The organism is Paraburkholderia atlantica (assembly GCF_000092885.1).
Taxonomy (GTDB): Bacteria; Pseudomonadota; Gammaproteobacteria; order Burkholderiales; family Burkholderiaceae; genus Paraburkholderia; species Paraburkholderia atlantica.
On sequence record NC_014118.1, the window covers coordinates 2,160,288 to 2,179,666 of the forward strand.

General features: G+C 64.3%; 18 protein-coding genes and 1 pseudogene. 16 read left to right on the forward strand and 3 right to left on the reverse strand.

The features are described from left to right. Positions 1-18: 18 nt before the first annotated feature. The gene (leuB, locus tag BC1002_RS25765) at positions 19-1,086 is read left to right on the forward strand and encodes a 3-isopropylmalate dehydrogenase (RefSeq protein WP_013092938.1); all 1,068 of its coding nucleotides are present in this window, start codon (positions 19-21) and stop codon (positions 1,084-1,086) included. Between the two features lie 131 nt (positions 1,087-1,217). Here leuB and BC1002_RS37940 read toward each other — a convergent pair whose 3' ends face one another. Next, positions 1,218-1,415 carry a hypothetical protein gene (locus BC1002_RS37940; protein ID WP_157874755.1) on the reverse strand — a complete coding sequence of 66 codons (198 nt, stop codon included), beginning with the start codon at positions 1,413-1,415 and terminating at the stop codon, positions 1,218-1,220. Here BC1002_RS37940 and asd point away from each other — a divergent pair. The 13 genes and pseudogenes from asd to BC1002_RS36690 form a co-directional block, all read left to right on the forward strand. Continuing rightward, the gene (gene asd / locus BC1002_RS25770) at positions 1,414-2,535 is read left to right on the forward strand and encodes an aspartate-semialdehyde dehydrogenase (RefSeq protein ID WP_013092939.1); all 1,122 of its coding nucleotides are present in this window, start codon (positions 1,414-1,416) and stop codon (positions 2,533-2,535) included. The two genes, BC1002_RS37940 and asd, sit on opposite strands and share 2 nt — an antisense overlap. A 138-nt stretch (positions 2,536-2,673) precedes the next feature. Then, the gene (locus BC1002_RS25775) at positions 2,674-5,229 is read left to right on the forward strand and encodes a motility hub landmark protein FimV (protein ID WP_013092940.1); all 2,556 of its coding nucleotides are present in this window, start codon (positions 2,674-2,676) and stop codon (positions 5,227-5,229) included. Then, entirely contained in the window at positions 5,226-6,038 is an 813-nt protein-coding gene (truA, locus tag BC1002_RS25780) for a tRNA pseudouridine(38-40) synthase TruA (RefSeq protein ID WP_013092941.1), read from the forward strand. The genes BC1002_RS25775 and truA overlap by 4 nt, the downstream gene beginning before the upstream one ends. Then, positions 6,035-6,745 carry a phosphoribosylanthranilate isomerase gene (locus BC1002_RS25785; protein ID WP_041735215.1) on the forward strand — a complete coding sequence of 237 codons (711 nt, stop codon included), beginning with the start codon at positions 6,035-6,037 and terminating at the stop codon, positions 6,743-6,745. Before truA ends, BC1002_RS25785 begins: the two co-directional genes overlap by 4 nt. Positions 6,746-6,805: 60 nt before the next feature. Then, positions 6,806-7,999 carry a tryptophan synthase subunit beta gene (gene trpB, locus BC1002_RS25790; RefSeq protein ID WP_013092943.1) on the forward strand — a complete coding sequence of 398 codons (1,194 nt, stop codon included), beginning with the start codon at positions 6,806-6,808 and terminating at the stop codon, positions 7,997-7,999. A 9-nt stretch (positions 8,000-8,008) separates the two neighbouring features. Further along, on the forward strand, positions 8,009-8,923 hold the full coding sequence (locus BC1002_RS25795) for a DNA-methyltransferase (RefSeq protein ID WP_013092944.1): 915 nt from the start codon (positions 8,009-8,011) through the stop codon (positions 8,921-8,923). A gap of 80 nt (positions 8,924-9,003) precedes the next feature. Next, positions 9,004-9,816, forward strand: coding sequence for a tryptophan synthase subunit alpha (gene trpA / locus BC1002_RS25800; RefSeq protein WP_013092945.1), 813 nt, complete (start codon positions 9,004-9,006; stop codon positions 9,814-9,816). A gap of 78 nt (positions 9,817-9,894) precedes the next feature. Next, on the forward strand, positions 9,895-10,767 hold the full coding sequence (accD, locus tag BC1002_RS25805; protein ID WP_013092946.1) for an acetyl-CoA carboxylase, carboxyltransferase subunit beta: 873 nt from the start codon (positions 9,895-9,897) through the stop codon (positions 10,765-10,767). A 230-nt stretch (positions 10,768-10,997) separates the two neighbouring features. Next, positions 10,998-12,308, forward strand: a complete 1,311-nt coding sequence (folC, locus tag BC1002_RS25810) for a bifunctional tetrahydrofolate synthase/dihydrofolate synthase (protein WP_013092947.1) — start codon at positions 10,998-11,000, stop codon at positions 12,306-12,308. Positions 12,309-12,337: 29 nt separating this feature from the next. Next, entirely contained in the window at positions 12,338-13,306 is a 969-nt protein-coding gene (locus BC1002_RS25815) for an SPOR domain-containing protein (protein WP_013092948.1), read from the forward strand. 7 nt (positions 13,307-13,313) lie between these two features. After that, positions 13,314-13,865 (forward strand): CvpA family protein, encoded by a 552-nt coding sequence (locus BC1002_RS25820; RefSeq protein ID WP_013092949.1) that lies wholly within the window; start codon positions 13,314-13,316, stop codon positions 13,863-13,865. An 89-nt stretch (positions 13,866-13,954) separates the two neighbouring features. Further along, complete coding sequence (gene purF, locus BC1002_RS25825) at positions 13,955-15,505, forward strand: amidophosphoribosyltransferase (protein ID WP_013092950.1); 1,551 nt, start codon at positions 13,955-13,957, stop codon at positions 15,503-15,505. A gap of 87 nt (positions 15,506-15,592) precedes the next feature. After that, positions 15,593-15,748: pseudogene (locus BC1002_RS36690) on the forward strand (PLP-dependent transferase); the annotation flags it as partial. Positions 15,749-15,765: 17 nt separating this feature from the next. On the opposite strand, the gene BC1002_RS25830 reads toward BC1002_RS36690, so the two are convergent. Continuing rightward, positions 15,766-16,560 (reverse strand): AraC family transcriptional regulator, encoded by a 795-nt coding sequence (locus BC1002_RS25830; protein WP_420798787.1) that lies wholly within the window; start codon positions 16,558-16,560, stop codon positions 15,766-15,768. Between the two features lie 13 nt (positions 16,561-16,573). Next, a complete protein-coding gene (locus tag BC1002_RS25835; RefSeq protein WP_013092952.1) occupies positions 16,574-16,915 on the reverse strand; it encodes an FKBP-type peptidyl-prolyl cis-trans isomerase in 342 nt (113 codons plus the stop codon). Between the two features lie 195 nt (positions 16,916-17,110). Between BC1002_RS25835 and BC1002_RS25840 the strand changes: the two genes are divergently transcribed. Both BC1002_RS25840 and BC1002_RS25845 read left to right on the forward strand, forming a co-directional pair. Further along, on the forward strand, positions 17,111-17,932 hold the full coding sequence (locus tag BC1002_RS25840; protein WP_013092953.1) for a sensor histidine kinase: 822 nt from the start codon (positions 17,111-17,113) through the stop codon (positions 17,930-17,932). A gap of 89 nt (positions 17,933-18,021) precedes the next feature. Beyond that, entirely contained in the window at positions 18,022-19,365 is a 1,344-nt protein-coding gene (locus BC1002_RS25845; protein WP_013092954.1) for a hemolysin family protein, read from the forward strand. Positions 19,366-19,379: the final 14 nt, after the last annotated feature.

Sequence of the window (19,379 nt, forward strand, 5' to 3'; positions counted from 1 at the left end):
AATCATCAAGGAATTCGCATGAAGATCGCAGTATTGCCGGGCGACGGCATCGGTCCCGAAATCGTTAAGGAGGCTGTCAAGATCCTGAACGTGCTCGGCGAGAAGTTCGAACTCGAAGAAGCGCCGGTCGGCGGCGCGGGCTACGAAGCGAAGGGCCATCCGCTGCCCGATTCGACGCTCGCACTGGCCAAGGAAGCCGACGCGATCCTGTTCGGCGCGGTCGGCGACTGGAAATACGACAAGCTCGAACGCGCGTTGCGCCCTGAGCAGGCGATCCTCGGTCTGCGCAAGCACCTGGAGCTGTTCGCGAACTTCCGTCCGGCGATCTGCTACCCGCAACTGACGGGCGCGTCGTCGCTGAAGGAAGAGATCGTTTCGGGTCTCGACATCCTGATCGTGCGCGAACTGAACGGCGACATCTACTTCGGCGCGCCGCGCGGCGTGCGTACGTCGCCGGACGGGCTGTTCGCCGGCGCGAAAGAAGGCTTCGACACGATGCGCTATTCGGAACCGGAAGTGCGCCGCATCGCGCACGTCGCGTTCCAGGCGGCGCAAAAGCGCGGCAAGAAGCTGACCTCGGTCGATAAAGCCAACGTGCTCGAAACGTCGCAGTTCTGGAAGGACGTGATGATCGACGTGTCGAAGGAATACACGGACGTCGAGCTGTCGCACATGTACGTCGATAACGCCGCGATGCAACTCGTGAAGGCGCCGAAGTCGTTCGACGTGATCGTGACCGGCAACATGTTCGGCGACATCCTCTCCGACGAAGCAGCGATGCTGACCGGCTCGATCGGCATGCTGCCGTCGGCGTCGCTCGACAAGAACAACAAGGGCTTGTACGAGCCGTCGCACGGTTCCGCGCCGGATATCGCCGGCAAGGGTGTTGCGAATCCGCTCGCTACGATTCTCTCCGCCGCGATGATGTTGCGCTATTCGCTGAACAAGGCCGAGCAGGCTGATCGCATAGAGACCGCGGTGAAGAAGGTGCTCGAACAGGGCTATCGCACCGGCGACATTCTCACGCCGGGTTGCAAGCAGGTCGGCACCGCCGCGATGGGCGACGCCGTCGTTGCCGCGCTGTAAAACGCGTGCGGTAGTCAGGTCACCAATATTGACCTTTAAAGCGCGATTCGGCCTTGAAACAGGCCGAATCGCGCGTCATACGGCGAAGAACGCCGCCAGTTTTCTGTTTTCGTGTATATTGTTGTGATGGCTCAGATCTCCCAAATCTCCTCGATTTCCAAATTGCGCGGCACAACGGCCGGTGCAATCGAGTTCGCCATTACCATCAAAACCATTACCCCGAAAACGATCACGAAGCGCTGATCGTCCGTCGTGCCCGCCCATCTTCCCCGCGCGGTCACTGCGGGCAAAGATGCGGGGAAGTTTCCATTCGAAGGGTATGAAGTCATGAACGTAGGTCTCGTAGGTTGGCGCGGCATGGTCGGCAGCGTCCTGATGCAGCGCATGCAGCAGGAAGGCGATTTCGACTTGATCGAACCGGTGTTTTTCAGCACCAGCAACGCGGGCGGCAACGCGCCGTCGTTCGCCAAAAACGAGACCAAGCTCAAAGATGCGACAAGCATCGAAGACCTGAAGAAGTGCGACGCGATCATCTCCTGCCAGGGCGGTGACTATACGAACGAAGTGTTCCCGAAGCTGCGCGCAGTGGGCTGGAACGGCTACTGGATCGACGCGGCTTCGTCGCTGCGCATGAAGGACGATGCGGTCATCATTCTCGATCCGGTCAACCTCGACGTAATCAAGAACGCGCTCGTCAAAGGTCAGAAGAACTTCATCGGCGGCAACTGCACGGTCAGCCTGATGCTGATGGCGCTGGGCGGCCTGTTCCGCGAAAACCTCGTCGACTGGATGACGGCCATGACGTACCAGGCCGCATCGGGCGCAGGCGCGCAGAACATGCGCGAATTGCTGTCGCAAATGGGCACGCTGCATGGCGCAGTGAAGAACGAACTGGCAGACCCGGCTTCGGCGATTCTCGACATCGACCGTCGCGTGCTCGAAGCGATGAACAGCGACAGCATGCCGACCGACCATTTCGGCGTGCCGCTCGCGGGCTCGCTGATTCCGTGGATCGACAAGGATCTCGGCAACGGCATGTCGAAGGAAGAGTGGAAGGGCGGCGCGGAAACCAACAAGATTCTCGGCAAGCCGGCCATGGGCACGCCGGGCGCGATTCCGGTCGACGGTCTGTGCGTGCGGATCGGCGCAATGCGCTGCCACTCGCAAGCGCTCACGATCAAGCTGAACAAGGACGTGCCGCTCGACGAAGTGAACAGCATCCTCGCGTCGGGCAACGACTGGGTCAAGGTCGTGCCGAACGAGCGCGAAGCGTCGATGCGCGATCTGTCCCCGGCGGTCGTCACCGGTACGCTGACGGTGCCGGTCGGCCGCGTGCGCAAGCTCGCGATGGGTGGCGAATATCTGTCGGCCTTCACTGTCGGCGATCAGTTGCTGTGGGGCGCGGCCGAACCGCTGCGTCGTATGCTTCGCATTGTGCTCGACAAGTAAAGTAAACTACGCGCTCACGACGCGTAGACAACTCAAGAAGCGTCGCGCTTGCGCGGCGCTTTTTTCATTCTGTGCTCCGATTATCTTGTCTCTTTCCACTCGCAAAAAAGGCTGCGCGCTGACGCGCCAGGAGTCCCGATGAACTTTCGACGCTCCGCTCTTCGGGCCATGTTCATTTGTCACGAGAAGGTGCGATTAAGCAGCCGTCCGGCGGCGATGGCCGCTGGTGCCGCTTTCGCCGTTGCGCTGCTCGGTGGTGGCGCGGTCAATGCGCTTGCCGCGCCGGCTAGTGTCACGAGCGCGCCGGATACCGCTTCCGCTGGCAGTTCAACTACCTCTGTCGTTGCTGTTGCCGCGGGCACTCAGTACACGGTACGCGCGGGGCAGTCGCTGAACGATGTCGCGATCGCTATTACGCAGTCGCGTGACCGCGCGGTTCTCGCGCGCGCGACGCGCGCATTGTTCGACACGAATCCGGCTGCCTTCATGAATCATGATCCGAGCCGCATGCGTGTGGGCGCGGTGTTGATCGTGCCGGCGCTCGATGCGTCGGGGGCCTTGTCGGCTTCGTCGACTGGCGCCGCGGCAGGGGCGTCGGAGTCCACGGCGGCTGCGCCCGCTTCCGCGCCGACGGCGGCGCCGGCCGCGGTGGCCGCCAGCACGGCGAGTGCGGCCAGCGCCGCAGCTCAAGCGACGACGCCAGCCGCATCCGAGGTGTCTGGCGCGGCCAGCGCGGCGGTAACGACTGGCGCGTCGGCGGGAGGCGTGGCTTCGTCCGCGCCGGCGGCTGGCTCGGCGCCGGTGGCGGGGAGTGGCACGCAGGAATGGACCGGATCGATTCAACCGGCGGCGAGCGCGCCTGCCGGACAAGCGCCGTCGGCGCCAACCGCGACTGCACCGACGGCCGCAGCCGCGCAGGCGGCTTCGCAGCCGCGTCAGCAGGTGTCGAGCCTGCAGCAATTGCTGGCGCTGAAAAACCGTGTGCTGATGGAGTTGCAGAAGCACGGTATCGGCGGAGTGCCGGTCGCTTCGGGCCCCAAGCCTACTAGCAGTGCGCAGCCGGCAGCGGCAGGTTCCGCGGCGACAGCGCCCGCGGCGCCGCAGCACGCGAATGCGGCGACGTCGCCGACGAATGAGGGCGGCCTGTCTCAGCGGGACCTGAGCATTGCGGCGGCGGTGGGCGCGGCACTGATCGTTCTGCTCGCCGCTCTGCGCATGGGTCGCCGCAAGCGCGATAAGGAGGCTGCGGCACGGGCTGCCGAGGCAACCGATGCCGCAGTGGCGGGGTCGGCGCGTGATGCCGATTCAAGCAATGGCAGCGCCGTGGCAGGGCAGGCGGCGGTCAAGGAAGCATCGGACGCGCGAGAGCAGGAGCTTGCACGGCAGGCGGCTGCTGCGGCAGCGGCGGAGCATGCGGCTGCGGAGCGTGAGGCAGCCGAGCGGGCAGCGGCAGAAAGCGCGGCGGCAGAACGTGCGGCAGCCGAGCAGGCCGCCGCGGAAAGAGCAGCAGCCGAACAGGCGGCAGAGGAGCGAGCCGCAGCAGAGCGAGCAACGGCCGAGGAACAAGCCGCGGCGGAACGCGCGGCAGCGGAACGCGCAGCCGCCGAACAAGAAGCAGCACGCGTCGCCGCCGAACATGCGGAAGCGGAACGCACAGCAGCAGAACGCATCGCCTCCGAGCGCGCTGCAGAGGAACAGGCAGCACGGCAAGCAGGCACACCCGAACACAGCGCACCGACGGCGCCACTCGCCGGCATCCCGCTATCCGGCGAAAGCGAGCCGTCCAGTGAACCACCAGCGATCGCACCGGCCGCTGACGAGACGCTGCGCTCCGCGGCCACGGCCGCCAATCTCGCCGCCGCGGCAGAACTCGGCGCCGACGCGTTGCCTCTGGGACCGCTCGCACCGGTCATCGGCGCGACGCAGGACGAGGACGCGCACCGCGTGCAATGGGACGAAGAATCCCCGGAAAGCCCGACGGCAGATAAAGCGACAGGCGCGACCACAACCCCAAGCCCAACAGAAACGCCCTCGACCGCACCGCACACCGCGACGGCCGAACCGCAGTCCCCCTTGAACGTTCCACCCCCAGTGATCGATTTCCCGCAACACCAGATCGAACCGCGCGCCACCACGTCGCTCGGTCAGCCGTTCAGCAACATCCCCGTGCCGGCGCAACCCGCGCCGTCCGCGCCGACCGAATTCCCGCGCGACGCCGTCGACGCATTCGGTAGCCTGAACATGCCGCTGCCGCCGCGCATCGAAGTGCCCACCGTCGGCGAAGCGGAGCCTCCCAAGTCGCTGTCGACGCAACCGGTCGCATCGCCCGACACGACCGCGCAGCAGGCCTTCGGCGTCCACGGCGCAGACGACGCGCCGCACATCGCCGACCAGATCGCCGCCGGCACAGCGGGTCACGGCGCCGTCGCGGGTCTGGGCGCGGCTGGCTTCGGCGCGCTGAAGCTCGACTTCGATCTCGAGTTGCCGCCGAGCCCGGCCCAGCCGCTGCCGGCCTTCACGCAGGCCGATCTGGCCCGCATCGCGCGCAACAAGCTGGAGTTGGCCTCCGAGTACATCGAGCTCGGCGATCTGGGGGGCGCCCGCGCGCTCATCAACGAAGTGATCGAAGCGAACGATCCGGCCACGCGCGCTGAGGCTCGCGCGTTGCTTTCGACCCTCGCACCGCTGTCGTGAAGCGCATCGCACTAGGCGTGCAGTACGACGGCGCCGCGTTCGCTGGATGGCAGTCGCAGCCGCATGGCAACACGGTTCAGGACGAGCTCGAACGGGCGCTGCGCGAATTCACCCGCACGCCCGTGCAGACGGTGGTCGCCGGCCGCACTGACCGCGGCGTGCATGGCTTGGGGCAGGTCGTGCATTTCGACACCGAACTCGACCGCGTCGACATTTCCTGGGTGCGCGGCCCGAACGCGTTTCTGCCGAAGACAATCGGCGTGCAATGGGCCAAGCCGATGCCCGACGATTTTCACGCGCGGTTTTCGGCATTCGAGCGGACCTATTACTACGTGCTGTACGTGAGTCCGGTTCGCTCGCCGATGCTCACGACGCGCGCCGGCTGGGTGCACACGCCACTCGACGTCGACGCGATGCGCTCGGCCGCCGAGCACCTGATCGGCGAGCACGACTTTTCGGCGTTTCGTTCGTCGCAATGCCAGTCGAAGACGCCGTTCAAGCACCTGTACCGGATCGACGTCAAACGACAAGGTAACTTCGTGCATTTCCGCTTCCGCGCGAACGCGTTCCTGCATCACATGGTGCGCAACGTGATGGGTTGCCTGATCGAAATCGGCAGCGGCCGCCGCCCGGCCGCGTGGATGGCCGACGTGCTCGCGAGCCGTAGCCGCGACTGCGCGGCGCCGACCTTCATGCCCGACGGCCTGTATCTCGCGCAAGTGGGCTATCCTGAGCAATTCGGCGTGCCCGATCCGGCGACGGGCAGCGTGCCGTGGAGCAGCATATGGACCGAGCAACCAGAAACATGAAAGCAGCAGAGAACCCCGCCAACGAGATCGACGCCACCGCCTTGCAAAGCGTGCCCCATCGCACGCGCATCAAGCTGTGCGGACTGTCGAAGCCCGCCGACATCGCACACGCGATCGACCTCGGCGCCGACGCGATCGGTTTGGTGTTCTATCCGCCGAGCGCGCGCTCGGTGAGCGTCGCGCAAGCGGTCGAACTCGTGCGCGATGTGCCACCGTTCGTGTCGGTGGTCGGCCTGTTCGTCAACGCGACGCCGGAATGGGTCCAGGAAGTCGCGAGCAACGTCAACCTGACACTGTTGCAGTTCCACGGTGACGAGACGCCGGAACAGTGCGAGACGCTCGCCGGCGTTGCGGGTTTGCCTTGGTTGCGTGCGTTGCGAGTCGCGGCGGATACTCGATCGGCCGATTTGGTAAAATCGGCGCTCAACTATTCAGCAGCCAGTGGTCTTCTGTTCGACACCCATGTGGAAGGCTACGGCGGCGGCGGGAAGGTTTTCGATTGGTCACTTATTCCAGCAGAGCTCGCGCATCGGGCCGTTTTGAGTGGTGGGTTGAACACGCAAAACGTCAGTGATGCGATCCATCGCGTGCGCCCGTACGCGGTCGATGTCTCGAGCGGCATCGAAGTGCCGGGCGCCCGGGGCGTGAAAGATCACGCCCGGATGGCGGCGTTCGTACGCGCGGTGCGCGCCGCGGACGCTGAATGATTCAGGCTCGCGGGCGCTTTCCGATGAAAGCCGCGAGCCATCCTGAGAAGAGTGATCACCATGTACAACTTGCCTGACGAAAGAGGCCACTTCGGCCAGTTTGGCGGCGTGTTCGTAGCCGAAACGCTGTTTTCCGCACTCGACGAGCTGCGCGAAGCGTACGAGAAATATCAGAAAGACCCGGAATTCGTCGCCGAATATGAGCGCGAACTGAAGTACTTCGTGGGTCGTCCGTCCCCGATTTATCATGCACAGCGCTGGAGCGAATTGCTCGGCGGCGCGCAGGTCTATCTGAAGCGTGAAGATCTCAATCACACCGGCGCGCACAAGATCAACAACGTGATCGGCCAGGCGCTGCTCGCCAAGCGCATGGGCAAGCCGCGTGTGATCGCGGAAACCGGTGCCGGTCAGCACGGCGTGGCCACGGCGACGATCTGCGCGCGCTTCGGCATGGAGTGCGTGGTCTACATGGGCGCCGAGGACGTGCGTCGCCAAGCCGCCAACGTGTACCGCATGAAGCTGCTTGGCGCGACCGTCGTGCCGGTCGAATCGGGTTCACGCACGCTGAAGGACGCGCTGAACGAAGCGATGCGCGACTGGGTCACCAACGTCGAAAACACGTTCTACATCATTGGCACGGTTGCGGGTCCGCATCCGTATCCGATGATGGTGCGCGACTTCCAGCGCGTGATCGGCGATGAATGCCGCGTGCAAATGCCCGAGCTCGCCGGTCGACAGCCAGATGCCGTCATCGCTTGTGTTGGCGGCGGTTCGAATGCGATGGGTATCTTTTATCCCTATATCGACGACAAATCCGTGCAGTTGATCGGTGTCGAAGCGGCCGGCGACGGCATCGAAACGGGTCGCCACGCGGCTTCGCTGATCGGGGGTAGCCCCGGTGTGTTGCACGGCAACCGTACGTATCTGCTGCAGGACGAAGACGGTCAGATCATCGAGACGCATTCGGTGTCGGCAGGCCTCGACTATCCGGGCGTCGGGCCCGAGCATGCGTGGCTAAAAGAGAGCAATCGTGCGCAATATGTCGGCATCACCGACGAAGAGGCGCTGAAGGCGTTCCACGATTGCTGTCGTATCGAGGGCATTATTCCTGCATTGGAGTCGAGCCACGCGCTCGCCTATGCCACGAAGCTCGCGCCGACCTTGTCCAAAGACAAGATTCTGTTGGTCAACCTGTCGGGCCGCGGCGACAAGGACATGCACACGGTCGCCGAGCGATCGGGTATCCAGTTCTGAGCCGCGACGATGCGCGACGAGTTCGACGAGCCGCAGCCGGCGATTGAAACCACGAATCCGGCCGCCGAAGTACCGGCGGCCGCGGCATCTGCACCGCTGCTAGCGCAAGTGCCGGCCGGCATTCAGCTCTTGAACCGCGATTTTCTGACCGATGTAGCGAACATTCCCGATGGGTCGATCGACCTGATTGTCTGTGATCCGCCTTATGGGCTGGGGAAGGACTATGGCAACGACTCGGACATGCGCACAGGCGAGGAATTTCTCGTCTGGACGCGTGGCTGGCTCGAGCTGGCTGTCCCGAAGCTCAAGCCATCGGGTTCGCTCTATATTTTCTGCACCTGGCAATATGCGCCGGAAATCTTCAGTTTCCTGAAGACGAAGCTCGTGATGGTCAACGAAATCATCTGGGACCGGCGCGTGCCGAGTATGGGTGGCACCACGCGCCGCTTCACGTCGGTGCACGACAACATCGGTTTTTTCGCGGTGTCGAAGGACTACTTCTTCGATCTCGATCCCGTCCGCATTCCGTATGATGCCGTCACGAAGAAGGCGCGTTCGCGAAAGTTGTTCGAAGGAAGCAAGTGGTTGGAGCTTGGCTATAATCCGAAGGATGTCTGGTCGGTCTCGCGTCTGCATCGGCAGCATGCCGAGCGGGTCGCGCACCCGACACAAAAACCTCTGGAAATCGTCGAGCGGATGGTGTTGTCCAGTTGCCCGAAGGGCGGTCGCGTGCTCGACCCGTTCATGGGCAGCGGCACCACCGCAGTCGCTTGCGTCCGTCATCAGCGCGAATTCGTCGGCTATGAGATCAACGAGAGCTATTGCGCGATAGCGCGTGAGCGCGTAAGCGCCGCCGCTACACCTGCTGCGCCGCGTCGGACCCGAGCAAAGCCGAGAGTGCAGCCTTCGACCGAAGTGCAGTGAAAAGCGCGAAGCGCGCCGCTAATTTCGCCTAATGGCGCGCGGCGATGAGCGCACAGTAGCCCTAATTCGAGAATACTTCCATGTCCCGTATCAAGAACACGTTTGCCGCGCTGACCGCCCAGGGTAAGAAAGGCTTGATCCCGTTCATGACGGCTGGCGACCCGGACCCGGCTCGCACGGTCGAATTCATGCGCGCGCTCGCCGCCGGCGGCGCCGATGTCATCGAACTTGGCGTGCCGTTCTCCGACCCGATGGCCGACGGTCCGGTGATCCAACAGTCGTCCGAACGCGCGCTCGCGAAGGGCGTGTCGCTGCGCCACGTGCTGGCCGACGTCAAACGCTTTCGCGAAACCGACGACAACACCCCGGTTGTGCTGATGGGCTATGCGAATCCGATCGAGCGGATGGGTGCCGAAGCCTTCGCTGAAGCTGCGAAAGAAGCCGGGGTCGACGGTGTGCTGGTGGTCGATTATCCGCCTGAAGAATGCGCTAACTTCGCGCAACAGATGCAATCTGCCGGTATCGATCCAATCTTTTTGCTCGCACCGACTTCGACCGACGAACGTATCGCCGAAGTCGGCCGGATCGCCAGCGGCTACGTCTACTATGTGTCGCTGAAAGGGGTCACCGGCGCCGCAAATCTGGACGTTTCCAGCATCGCGAGTAAAATCCCGGCCATCAAGTCGCGCGTCCCCCTGCCAGTGGGCGTCGGTTTCGGCATTCGCGACGCGCAAACGGCGCGTGCGGTGGGCGAGGTGGCCGATGCCGTCGTGATCGGCAGCCGTATCGTTCAATTGCTCGAACAGGCAGCGCCCGACGCCGCTGCCGAGACGCTCACGCGTTTCGTTGCCGAAGTGCGCGAGGCGCTCGATAGCGTCGCGACTGCCCGATAACAGTTATTTTTGTCGCGGTAACGTGAGCGGCGGGTTCGTCCCGCCGTTTGCGCGACTGCTGACCCAGAAGGATTCCCTATGAGCTGGCTCGATAAGCTGCTGCCGCCAAAAATCAAACAAACCGACCCGAAGAACCGCAAGGGAATTCCGGAAGGCCTGTGGATCAAGTGCCCGTCGTGCGAAGCCGTGCTGTATCGCAACGACGTCGAGGCCAATCTGCATGTTTGCCCGAAGTGCGACCATCACATGCGCATCGGCGCACGTGAGCGGCTGGACAGCCTGCTCGATCCGGAAGGCCGCTACGAAATCGGCCAGGAAATCGTTCCGGTCGACGCGCTGAAGTTCAAAGATAGCCGCAAGTATCCCGAGCGCATCAAAGAGGCGATGGACGAAACCGACGAGACCGATGCAATGGTCGTGATGGGCGGCGCGATTCACACGCTGCCGGTCGTCGTGGCGAACTTCGAGTTCTCGTTCATGGGCGGCTCGATGGGGTCGGTGGTCGGCGAGCGTTTCGCGCGCGGCGCACAGAACGCGCTCGAACAGAAAGTGCCGTTCATCTGCTTCACCGCTTCGGGCGGTGCGCGGATGCAGGAAAGCCTGCTGTCGCTGATGCAGATGGCGAAGACCACCGCGATGCTCACGAAGCTGGCCGAAGCCAAGCTGCCGTTCATCTCGGTGCTGACCGACCCGACGATGGGCGGCGTGTCCGCGAGTTTCGCGTTCCTCGGCGACGTTGTGATCGCCGAGCCGAAGGCGCTGATCGGCTTTGCCGGCCCGCGCGTGATCGAACAGACGGTGCGCGAGAAGCTGCCGGAAGGATTCCAACGCGCCGAGTTTCTGCTGCAAAAGGGTGCGATCGACATGATCGTCGATCGTCGCAAACTGCGCGAAGAGATCGCGCAATTGCTGGCGCTGTTGAGCCATCAGCCGGCGGACGCGGTCGCGTAAGAACCGGGCACCGAAGCAATCAAAAAATAGCGCGCCGCGTGAGCAATCAAGCGGCGCGCTGTCATTTCCGGGATAATTACGGTCGCCTGCGATGCCGTTGCGCGGTTTATGCGCACAAACCCGGCCTCCGCCGATGACGGCCGACCCGCGATCCCGACCGCAACCGCCTGACCAGCACCCTTCGCAGCACTGCAGAACTGAACTACCGCGACTCACTCAAGATTCACCCGATGACGACATTCCCCACTCTCGAAGCGTGGCTCACGCACCTTGAATCCGCGCATCCGGTCGGCATCGACATGGGTTTGAGCCGCATCTCCCAGGTACGCGATGCGATGCAGCTGTCGTTCGCCTGCCCGATCATCACGGTCGGCGGCACGAACGGCAAAGGCTCGACCTGCGCGATTCTCGAAGCGATTCTGCTGCGCGCGGGCTATACGGTCGGTTGCCACACGTCGCCGCATCTGCTGTCGTTCAACGAGCGCGCGCGCATCAACGGCGCAATGGCAAGCGACGCCGATCTGCTGCCGCATTTCGAAGCGGTCGAAGCCGCGCGCCAGAGCCTGGCCAAACCGGTTTCGCTGACCTACTTCGAATTCACGACGCTAGCGATCATGAGTCTGTTCGCGTCGCGCAGCCTCGACGCGGTGATTTTCGAAGTCGGCCTCGGCGGGCGTCTCGACGCGGTCAATATCCTCGATACCGACTGCGCGATCATCACGAGCATCGATATCGATCACACCGACTATCTCGGCGACACGCGCGAAAAAATCGCCTTCGAAAAAGCCGGTATCTTCCGCCCCGGCAAGCCGGCAATCTGCGCGGACCCGGTGCCGCCGCAATCGCTGATTGATCACGCGGAAAACATCGGCGCGCAATTGTGGCTGTTCGGCCGCGACTTCCGATACGAAGGCCAGGCCGGCAGCGAGCGCCAGCAGTGGAGCTACGTCGGCCCGACGCTGCGGCGCTCGGCGCTCGCGTATCCGTCGCTGCGCGGCGCGAATCAGCTGATCAACACGTCGGCGGCGCTGGCCGGGCTCGAAGCGTTGCGCGACCGTCTGCCGGTGTCGGCGCAGGACATCCGGCTCGGCATCGCCAACGTGGATCTGCCGGGCCGCTTCCAGGTACTGCCGGGCAAGCCGTCCATCGTGCTCGACGTCGGACACAATCCGCATGCCGCCGCCGTGCTTGGGCAGAATCTCGGCAACATGGGCTTTTTCCCGTACACCTACGCCGTGTTCGGTGCGATGCGCGACAAGGACATCGCCGGCGTGCTCAGTCATCTGAAAGGCGAGATCGATCACTGGTGCGTGACCGATCTGCCGACCCCGCGCGCCGCGTCCGCGCAGGAGCTGGAAGCCGTGTTGCGCGAGCTCGGCGTGGAAGACAGCGCCGACAGCAGCGTCACGTGTTACGCGACGCCGGCAGAGGCTTTCCAGGACGCGCTAAAACGTGCGTCAGAGAATGATAGAATCGTGGTTTTCGGCAGTTTCTATACGGTAGCGGGTGTGATGGCCTACCGGAAATCGCAGCAACACTGAGCGGGCGCCAGGCTCGAACCAAGCGATTCATGGGAATTTTCTCGTTCGGCAAGAAAGACGACGCGCCCAGCCGGCGCGGCGCAAACACCAGTTCCAATCGGGTCGCCCGGGGTGAGCGCGTCGAGCGGCGTACCCGCCGCACCGAGCGCACCGTCGATGCAGATGCAATGCTGCTCGACCCCACGCTGCCGGAAAAGCAGCGCGCGCGCCGCCGGCTCGTCGGTGCAATCGCGCTCGTCGTCGCGGCGGTGATCATTCTGCCGATGGTGTTGGATTCGCACCCGAAGCCCGTCACCGACGACATCTCGATCGACATTCCTAGCCGGCCCGCGCCGAGAGTCTCCAGATCCACCGCCAACGAAGACGTGCAAGCCGGCGTCGCGCCGGACAATCCGCCGGCCGCCGATAGCGGCATCGCCGCGTCCAGCCTCGCACCGGCACCGACCGCGGCATCCGCGGCGACTACGACTACGGCGGCGGCCCCGACCTCTGCCGCGAAACCAATCCAATCGACTCAAGCGAGCGCAGCGAAACAGGGCACGAGCCCGTCCGTAGCAACCGGCACCGTCACCGCCGCAACGCCGAAGCCCGCCGCGAAGCCGCAAACGCAGTCGCTTGCCGCCAACCCCAGTCCCGCCGCGCCCGCCAAACAGACGAAAGCACCCGCCGCCGCACCGTCGGCATCGACCGACGACGAGACGAACCCGGCCACTGCCAGCGCCGACGGGAACTCCGGCACGCCGGCCTCGCCGCCGGGCAACCGCTTTGCGGTGCAGCTCGGCGCGTTCTCGAACGAAGCGAATGCGCGCAATTGGGCCGCGAAGTTGAAAGCGGCGGGCGTGCCCACATATACCGAGCACAGGAAGCAAGCCGACGGTTCGACGCTAACCTTGCTGCGTGCGGGCCCGTTCGCCGACCGCGCGGCGGCCACCGCCGCTGTAGCGAAGGTCCGCGAGGCGGGCCTCGTGTCGGGCTCGAACGGCGGCAGCGCACAGTAAGCGAGCGATGTTCACTGCCTTCGACTACGCTGTAATGGCGGTGATTGGTTTGTCGGCGCTGCGAGGCGCCTGGCGCGGTTTGCTGTCGGAAGTGTTTGGTTTGATCGGCTGGATCGCGGCGTTTTTCATCGCTTGCGAGTTCGTCGCCTATGTGGTCCCGTATATCCCGTCCACGTGGCCCGGCGGCGCGTTGACGCAGTGGCTGCTGGCTTTTGCGCTCGTGGCGATTGGCGTAGTGCTGGTCACGAGCGTGGTGAGCGCGCTGCTCAGCCGCCTCGTGCAGGTCACGGGCCTGGGCGGTGCGGACCGCTCGCTCGGTTTGATGTTCGGCCTCGTCCGCGGGGTCGTTCTGGTGCTGATTCTGGTCGCCCTCGCAGGCTTGACCGAACTGCCCAAAGAGGAATTCTGGCGCAACGCGCTGCTTCGTCCGTATGCGGTTGCGGGCGTACGCGCAATGAAACCGCTGCTCCCCGAGGCGCTCGCCGCTTACGTCCATGTGGACGTTCTGGGCGCCCCGAGCAACGCGCAACAGGACTCCGGCGCATACCGGCTGCCTTGACGGCGTAGCGCGTCCCGTCGCATCAAAGCGCGGGCGTGGTCGCAGGCACCGGTCGCCATTACGAATTTTGTACCTTTGAAGGACATGCCATGTGCGGCATCGTAGGCGTAGTTTCCCACTCCCCGGTCAACCAGCTGATCTATGACAGCCTGCTGCTGCTGCAGCATCGCGGTCAGGACGCCGCCGGCATCGCGACGGCGAACGGCAGCAATTTCCACATGCACAAGGCTAACGGCATGGTGCGCGACGTGTTCCGCACGCGCAACATGCGTAGCCTGCCGGGTACGACCGGCATCGGCCAGGTCCGTTACCCGACCGCCGGTTCGGCGTCGAGCGAAGAAGAAGCGCAGCCGTTCTACGTGAACGCGCCGTTCGGCATCATCCTCGCGCACAACGGCAACCTGACCAACTGGCAGCAGCTGAAAGATGAGATGTTCCGCATCGATCGCCGCCACGTGAACACCAATTCCGATACCGAAGTGCTGCTCAACGTGTTCGCGCACGAGCTGCAACTGTCGAGTTCGGGTCTGCAACTCGATCCGGCCGCGCTGTTTAAGGCGGTATCGGGCGTGCATCGGCGGGTGCGCGGTTCTTACGCGATCGTCGCGCTGATCGCCGGCTACGGTCTGCTCGGCGTCCGCGACCCGTTCGGTATCCGTCCGCTGTGCCTCGGCAAGCTGGAAACGGCTGAAGGCGTCGAGTGGATGCTGGCGTCGGAATCGGTGGCGATCGAAGGCATTGGTTTCGAATTCGTGCGAGACGTGCAGCCGGGCGAGGCGGTTTTCATCGACGCCGAAGGCCAGCTGCACTCGCAACAGTGCGCGACGACTCCGAGCCTGAACCCCTGCATATTCGAACTCGTGTATCTGGCGCGACCGGATTCGGTGCTCGACGGCGTGCCGGTCTACAACGTGCGTCTGCGCATGGGCGACTACCTTGCCGAGAAGATCAAGCGCGAACTGCCCGACGTCGCGATCGACGTCGTGATGCCGATTCCCGATTCGTCACGCCCGGCCGCGATGCAGGTCGCGAAAAAGCTCGGCGTCGAGTATCGCGAGGGCTTCTTCAAGAACCGCTATGTAGGCCGTACCTTCATCATGCCGGGCCAGGCGGTGCGCAAGAAGTCGGTGCGCCAGAAGCTGAACGCGATGAACATCGAGTTCAAGGGCAAGAACGTGCTGATCGTCGACGACTCGATCGTGCGCGGCACGACGTCGCATGAGATCGTGCAGATGGCGCGCGATGCGGGCGCGAACAAGGTGATTTTCGCGTCGGCGGCGCCGCCGGTGAAGTTCCCGAACGTCTACGGCATCGATATGCCGACGCGCGGCGAACTGGTCGCGCACGGCCGCTCGGACGAAGAAGTCGCGCGCATGATCGGCGCGGATCACCTCGTGTACCAGGACGTCGACGCGCTGAAGCAGGCGGTGCGCGATATCAACCCGGCGCTGAAGGCGTTCGAGGCTTCGTGCTTCGACGGCAACTACGTGACCGGCGACATCACGACCGAGTACCTGGACCGCATCGAAAGCGCGCGTCTCGCACCGTCGTCGCAATCGGATCGCGACGCCGCGAGCGAAGCGATCGACGGTGGCGGCCCGGCGCGTTCGCAACTGCATCTGCAACTGTCGGTGGGTTGAGCGTACACACCGACACCGCGCCTTTCCGCAGATGAAGCCCGCTTATGCCGACGCAGAAGCGGGCTTTTTTGTTGCTGCCTCAGGGGTACGACGATCTCGCATCCGGCGACGACCACGCACGGCCGCATCAAGCCCGAAGCGCGCGCGGTGCCGGACATCAGCGAAGGTCTGATCCGGCTTGCGGTGGGGCTCGAAAACGCGGGCGATATCCGTGCGGATCTGCAGCGTGGGTTAAAAGGCTGACAGGACCTTCGCCGCTCTCAGTGTCGCAACGCGCGCCACTGCCCGGGCGCGAGCCCAAAACGCCGCGTGAACGCGTGCGTGAAAGCGCTCTGATCGCCGAAGCCGATGTCGAGCGCGATATCGGTCAACGAAAGACGCGGGTCCGCGAGCAGCGTGATCGACGTGTCGAGCCGAAGCCGCTGCAGATAGCGATGCGGCGTCTCGCCGAACGCATCGATGAACAGTTGATGAAAACGCCGCATGCCGAAGCCGCAGTGCGCGGCGAGATCCGCGATCTTCAGCGGCTCGGACAGATGCGCGCGCAGCCAGCGGTCGATGCGCGCGAAATCGAGCCGAACGCCTTCGCTCTGCGCACCGGCGAGCGCCCCGGAATCGACGACCAGCGCGGCGCCCAACCGTGCCGCGGCATCCCAATGGAAGCGACGGTGAGCGGAGGCATTATCTTGTGCTTCGCCCGCCCCGCCCGCCGCATGCGCGGCAATCGTGTGCACGAGCTGTGCGAGGGATGGATCGACGGCCACGGCTCGCGCGCGCTCGAACAGCCGCTCGGGCACCGCCAGCGACGTCGCGGGCAAATCGAGTACGAGCTGCCGGTTCGTGCCGACCCCCGAGTAATCGTGCCGCGCGCCGGCCGGGATCAGCCATGCGGAGCCGGCGTCAATCTGCTCCGCGACGCCGTCCACCGCCATCACCATCGCGCCGTCGAGCCCGAGCACGACCTGATGGAAGTCGTGCACGTCCGACGCTTCGATCGCGCCATAGCAGCGCAGCGAAACGTTGGGGGCGGTGACGGCGGCGTGGCTCATAACAATACTTAGCTGAAGCTCAGACTGCGAGCAGTTCGACTTCGAACACGAGCGTCGCGTTCGGCGGAATCACGCCGCCCGCGCCGCGCACACCGTAGCCCAGTTGCGGCGGAATGGTCAGCTTGCGCTTGCCGCCGACTTTCATGCCTTGCACGCCTTCGTCCCAGCCCTTGATGACCATGCCGCCGCCCAGCACGAACGCGAACGGGTCATTGCGGTCCTTGCTCGAATCGAACTTCTGGCCGTCGGTCAGCCAGCCCGTGTAGTGCACGGTCACGCTCTTGCCGGCGACGGCTTCGGCGCCGGTGCCTTCCACGAGGTCTTCGTACTTCAGGCCGGATTCGGTCGTCACAGTCGACATGCGTTGCTCCTCAGATCAAAACGTAAAACCGACATTGTAGGCGCGTTGACGCCGATCTCCGAGTCTTGTCCGGTTTCGCGCATGGCATGCGGATTGCGTCGCGCCTGGCGTTTCGGCCTGGGCTGGTCGGTCCGAACGGGATGCCTATAATGAGGCTTCCCCCCATCATCCAGCACTGCCTGAGAGGACTCGATCGTGACTACGTCACCCACCGGGACTGCTGGCGCCCAGCCGGCGTCGGCCGGCTTCGTCATCTCCGAACGCAGCGCGCTGTTGCGCGCGGAAACCGCGTTGTTCATGCGCGATCATGTGCTGTCGCTGGTGTCGCACGACCTGCGCGGTCCATTGAATGCGATTCATAGCTGGGCGTACGTGCTCGAGCGCAAGCTCGACGCGAACGATCCGAACTCGCAGCGCGCGATCACCGGCATTCGCAGCGGCGTCGATCAGCAGGTGAAGTTGCTCGAGACGATCGTCGATACGACGCGCGCCGAAACGAAATCGCTCGCGCTCACGTATGAGCCATTTCCGCTGCATCCGCTGCTCGCCGAAACCGTCGAGGAAGTCCGCGCCGGCCTCGCCCGCGCGCGCGGCGTCGAAGTGCGGCTCGACTCGCAGATCGCCACCGAGCAGCTGAACGGCGACCGCGCTCGTCTCGCCGCCGCGCTGTGGCTGATGCTGACGTTCGCCGTCGAAGCGAGCGCGCGGGACGCCGAGGTCGCACTGGCGGCGCGCGCGGACAACGGCACGTGGCATGCGAGCGTCACGTACGAGCCGAACGAGGCCGCGTTGAACGACGCCGCGCTGCCGCATATGCTCGAAGCGTTCGCGCGCAAGCAGGCGGGCGAGCCGCGCGAGGCGAAGCGCATCGCGTGGGTGTTCGCGTTGTGCAAGCGCGTCGCGGAGGCGCACGGCGGCAGCTTCGAGCAAAGCGATTCGACCGAAGCGGGCAGCGTCACCGCGACCCCCGCGACGCTCGTGCTGCGCGTGCCGTTCAGCGCGGCGGTGCCGAAATGAGCGTCGCGCGCGAATGCGTTGCGCACAATAAGATTTCATCGAGCTTTCAACCCCTATACTGACAACTTTTGTTGCCGGAGCCCGTCGCTTTGATACAGGTTGTCGCTCTCATCGGTGCAATGTTTCTGGTTGCACTCAACGGCTTTTTCGTCGCCGCCGAATTCGGTCTGGTCAAACTGCGGCAGACTCGCGTGCAAAGCCTCGCCACCCAGCATGGCATGCGCGGCCGTCTGCTCGCGAAGGTTCACGGACAGCTCGACGCGTATCTGTCGGCGTGTCAACTCGGCATCACGCTCGCGTCGCTCGGGCTCGGCTGGATCGGCGAGCCGGCTTTCGCGCAACTGCTGATGCCGCTTTTCTCCTTGATCGGCGTCGAGTCCGAGAAGCTGATCCACGGCATCTCGCTGTTCTTCGCGTTTTCTTGCATTTCGTTCCTGCATATCGTGGTCGGCGAACTTGCGCCGAAGTCTCTGGCGATCCGCGAGGCGGAGAAAATTTCGCTGTGGGCCGCGACACCGCTGTACGGTTTCTACTGGGCAATGTACCCGGCCATCTGGCTGCTCAACACGAGCGCGAACGCGGTGCTGAAGGCCGCGGGCCTCGATACCGACCACGGCCACGACTCGCATTACTCGACCGAGGAACTCAAGCTGATCCTGCGCGGCCGCCGCGCGAACGTCGCGAGCGAAATCGGTTCGTCGACCGGCGCGTACAGCCAGGACGAATGGAACACGATCGCGCACTCGCTCGACTTCTCCCGTATGACCGTATCGGACCTGATGCGGCCGTCGCATGAAATGGTCTGTCTGCGGCGCGATCTGCCGCTGCGCGACAACATGCAGGTGGTCGCTCGGCACCGCTTCAGCCGTTATCCGCTGTTCGAGGATGCCTCGGGCGAACGCGTGGCCGGCATGATCCATCTGAAGGACCTGCTGCTCGCACGTCAGGCGGGCAGCACGCTCGAAGACCTGTCGCGCTACGTGCGCCCCGTGCAGTACGTGAAGCCGGACATGCCGGCGCTCGAACTGTTCCGGCGCTTTCGCAAAGGCGCGCCGCACTTCGCGCTGGTCGGCCACAAGAACGAGAAACCGATCGGCTTCCTGACGCTCGACAACCTGCTCGGCGCGCTGGTCGGGCAGATCCACGACGAGTTCCGCCAGGGCGACGCCGACTGGACTCGCATGGACGACGGCACGCTGATGGGCAAGGGCAGCTTGCCGGTGGTGTCGCTCGAACGGGCGCTGGGTATCGACATCGATGAAGGCAAGGCCGAATCGGTAGGCGGGCTCGTGATCCAGGCGCTCAACGATCTGCCCGGCGAAGGGCAGCGCGTCGAGTTCGAAGACTTCGATGTGGTGGTCAAGAAGATGAAGGGACCGCGCATCGTGCTGGTGCGCGTGTATCCGAAGGTGTTCGACGACGAGGGCGGTTGAGGCCGAGCCGACCC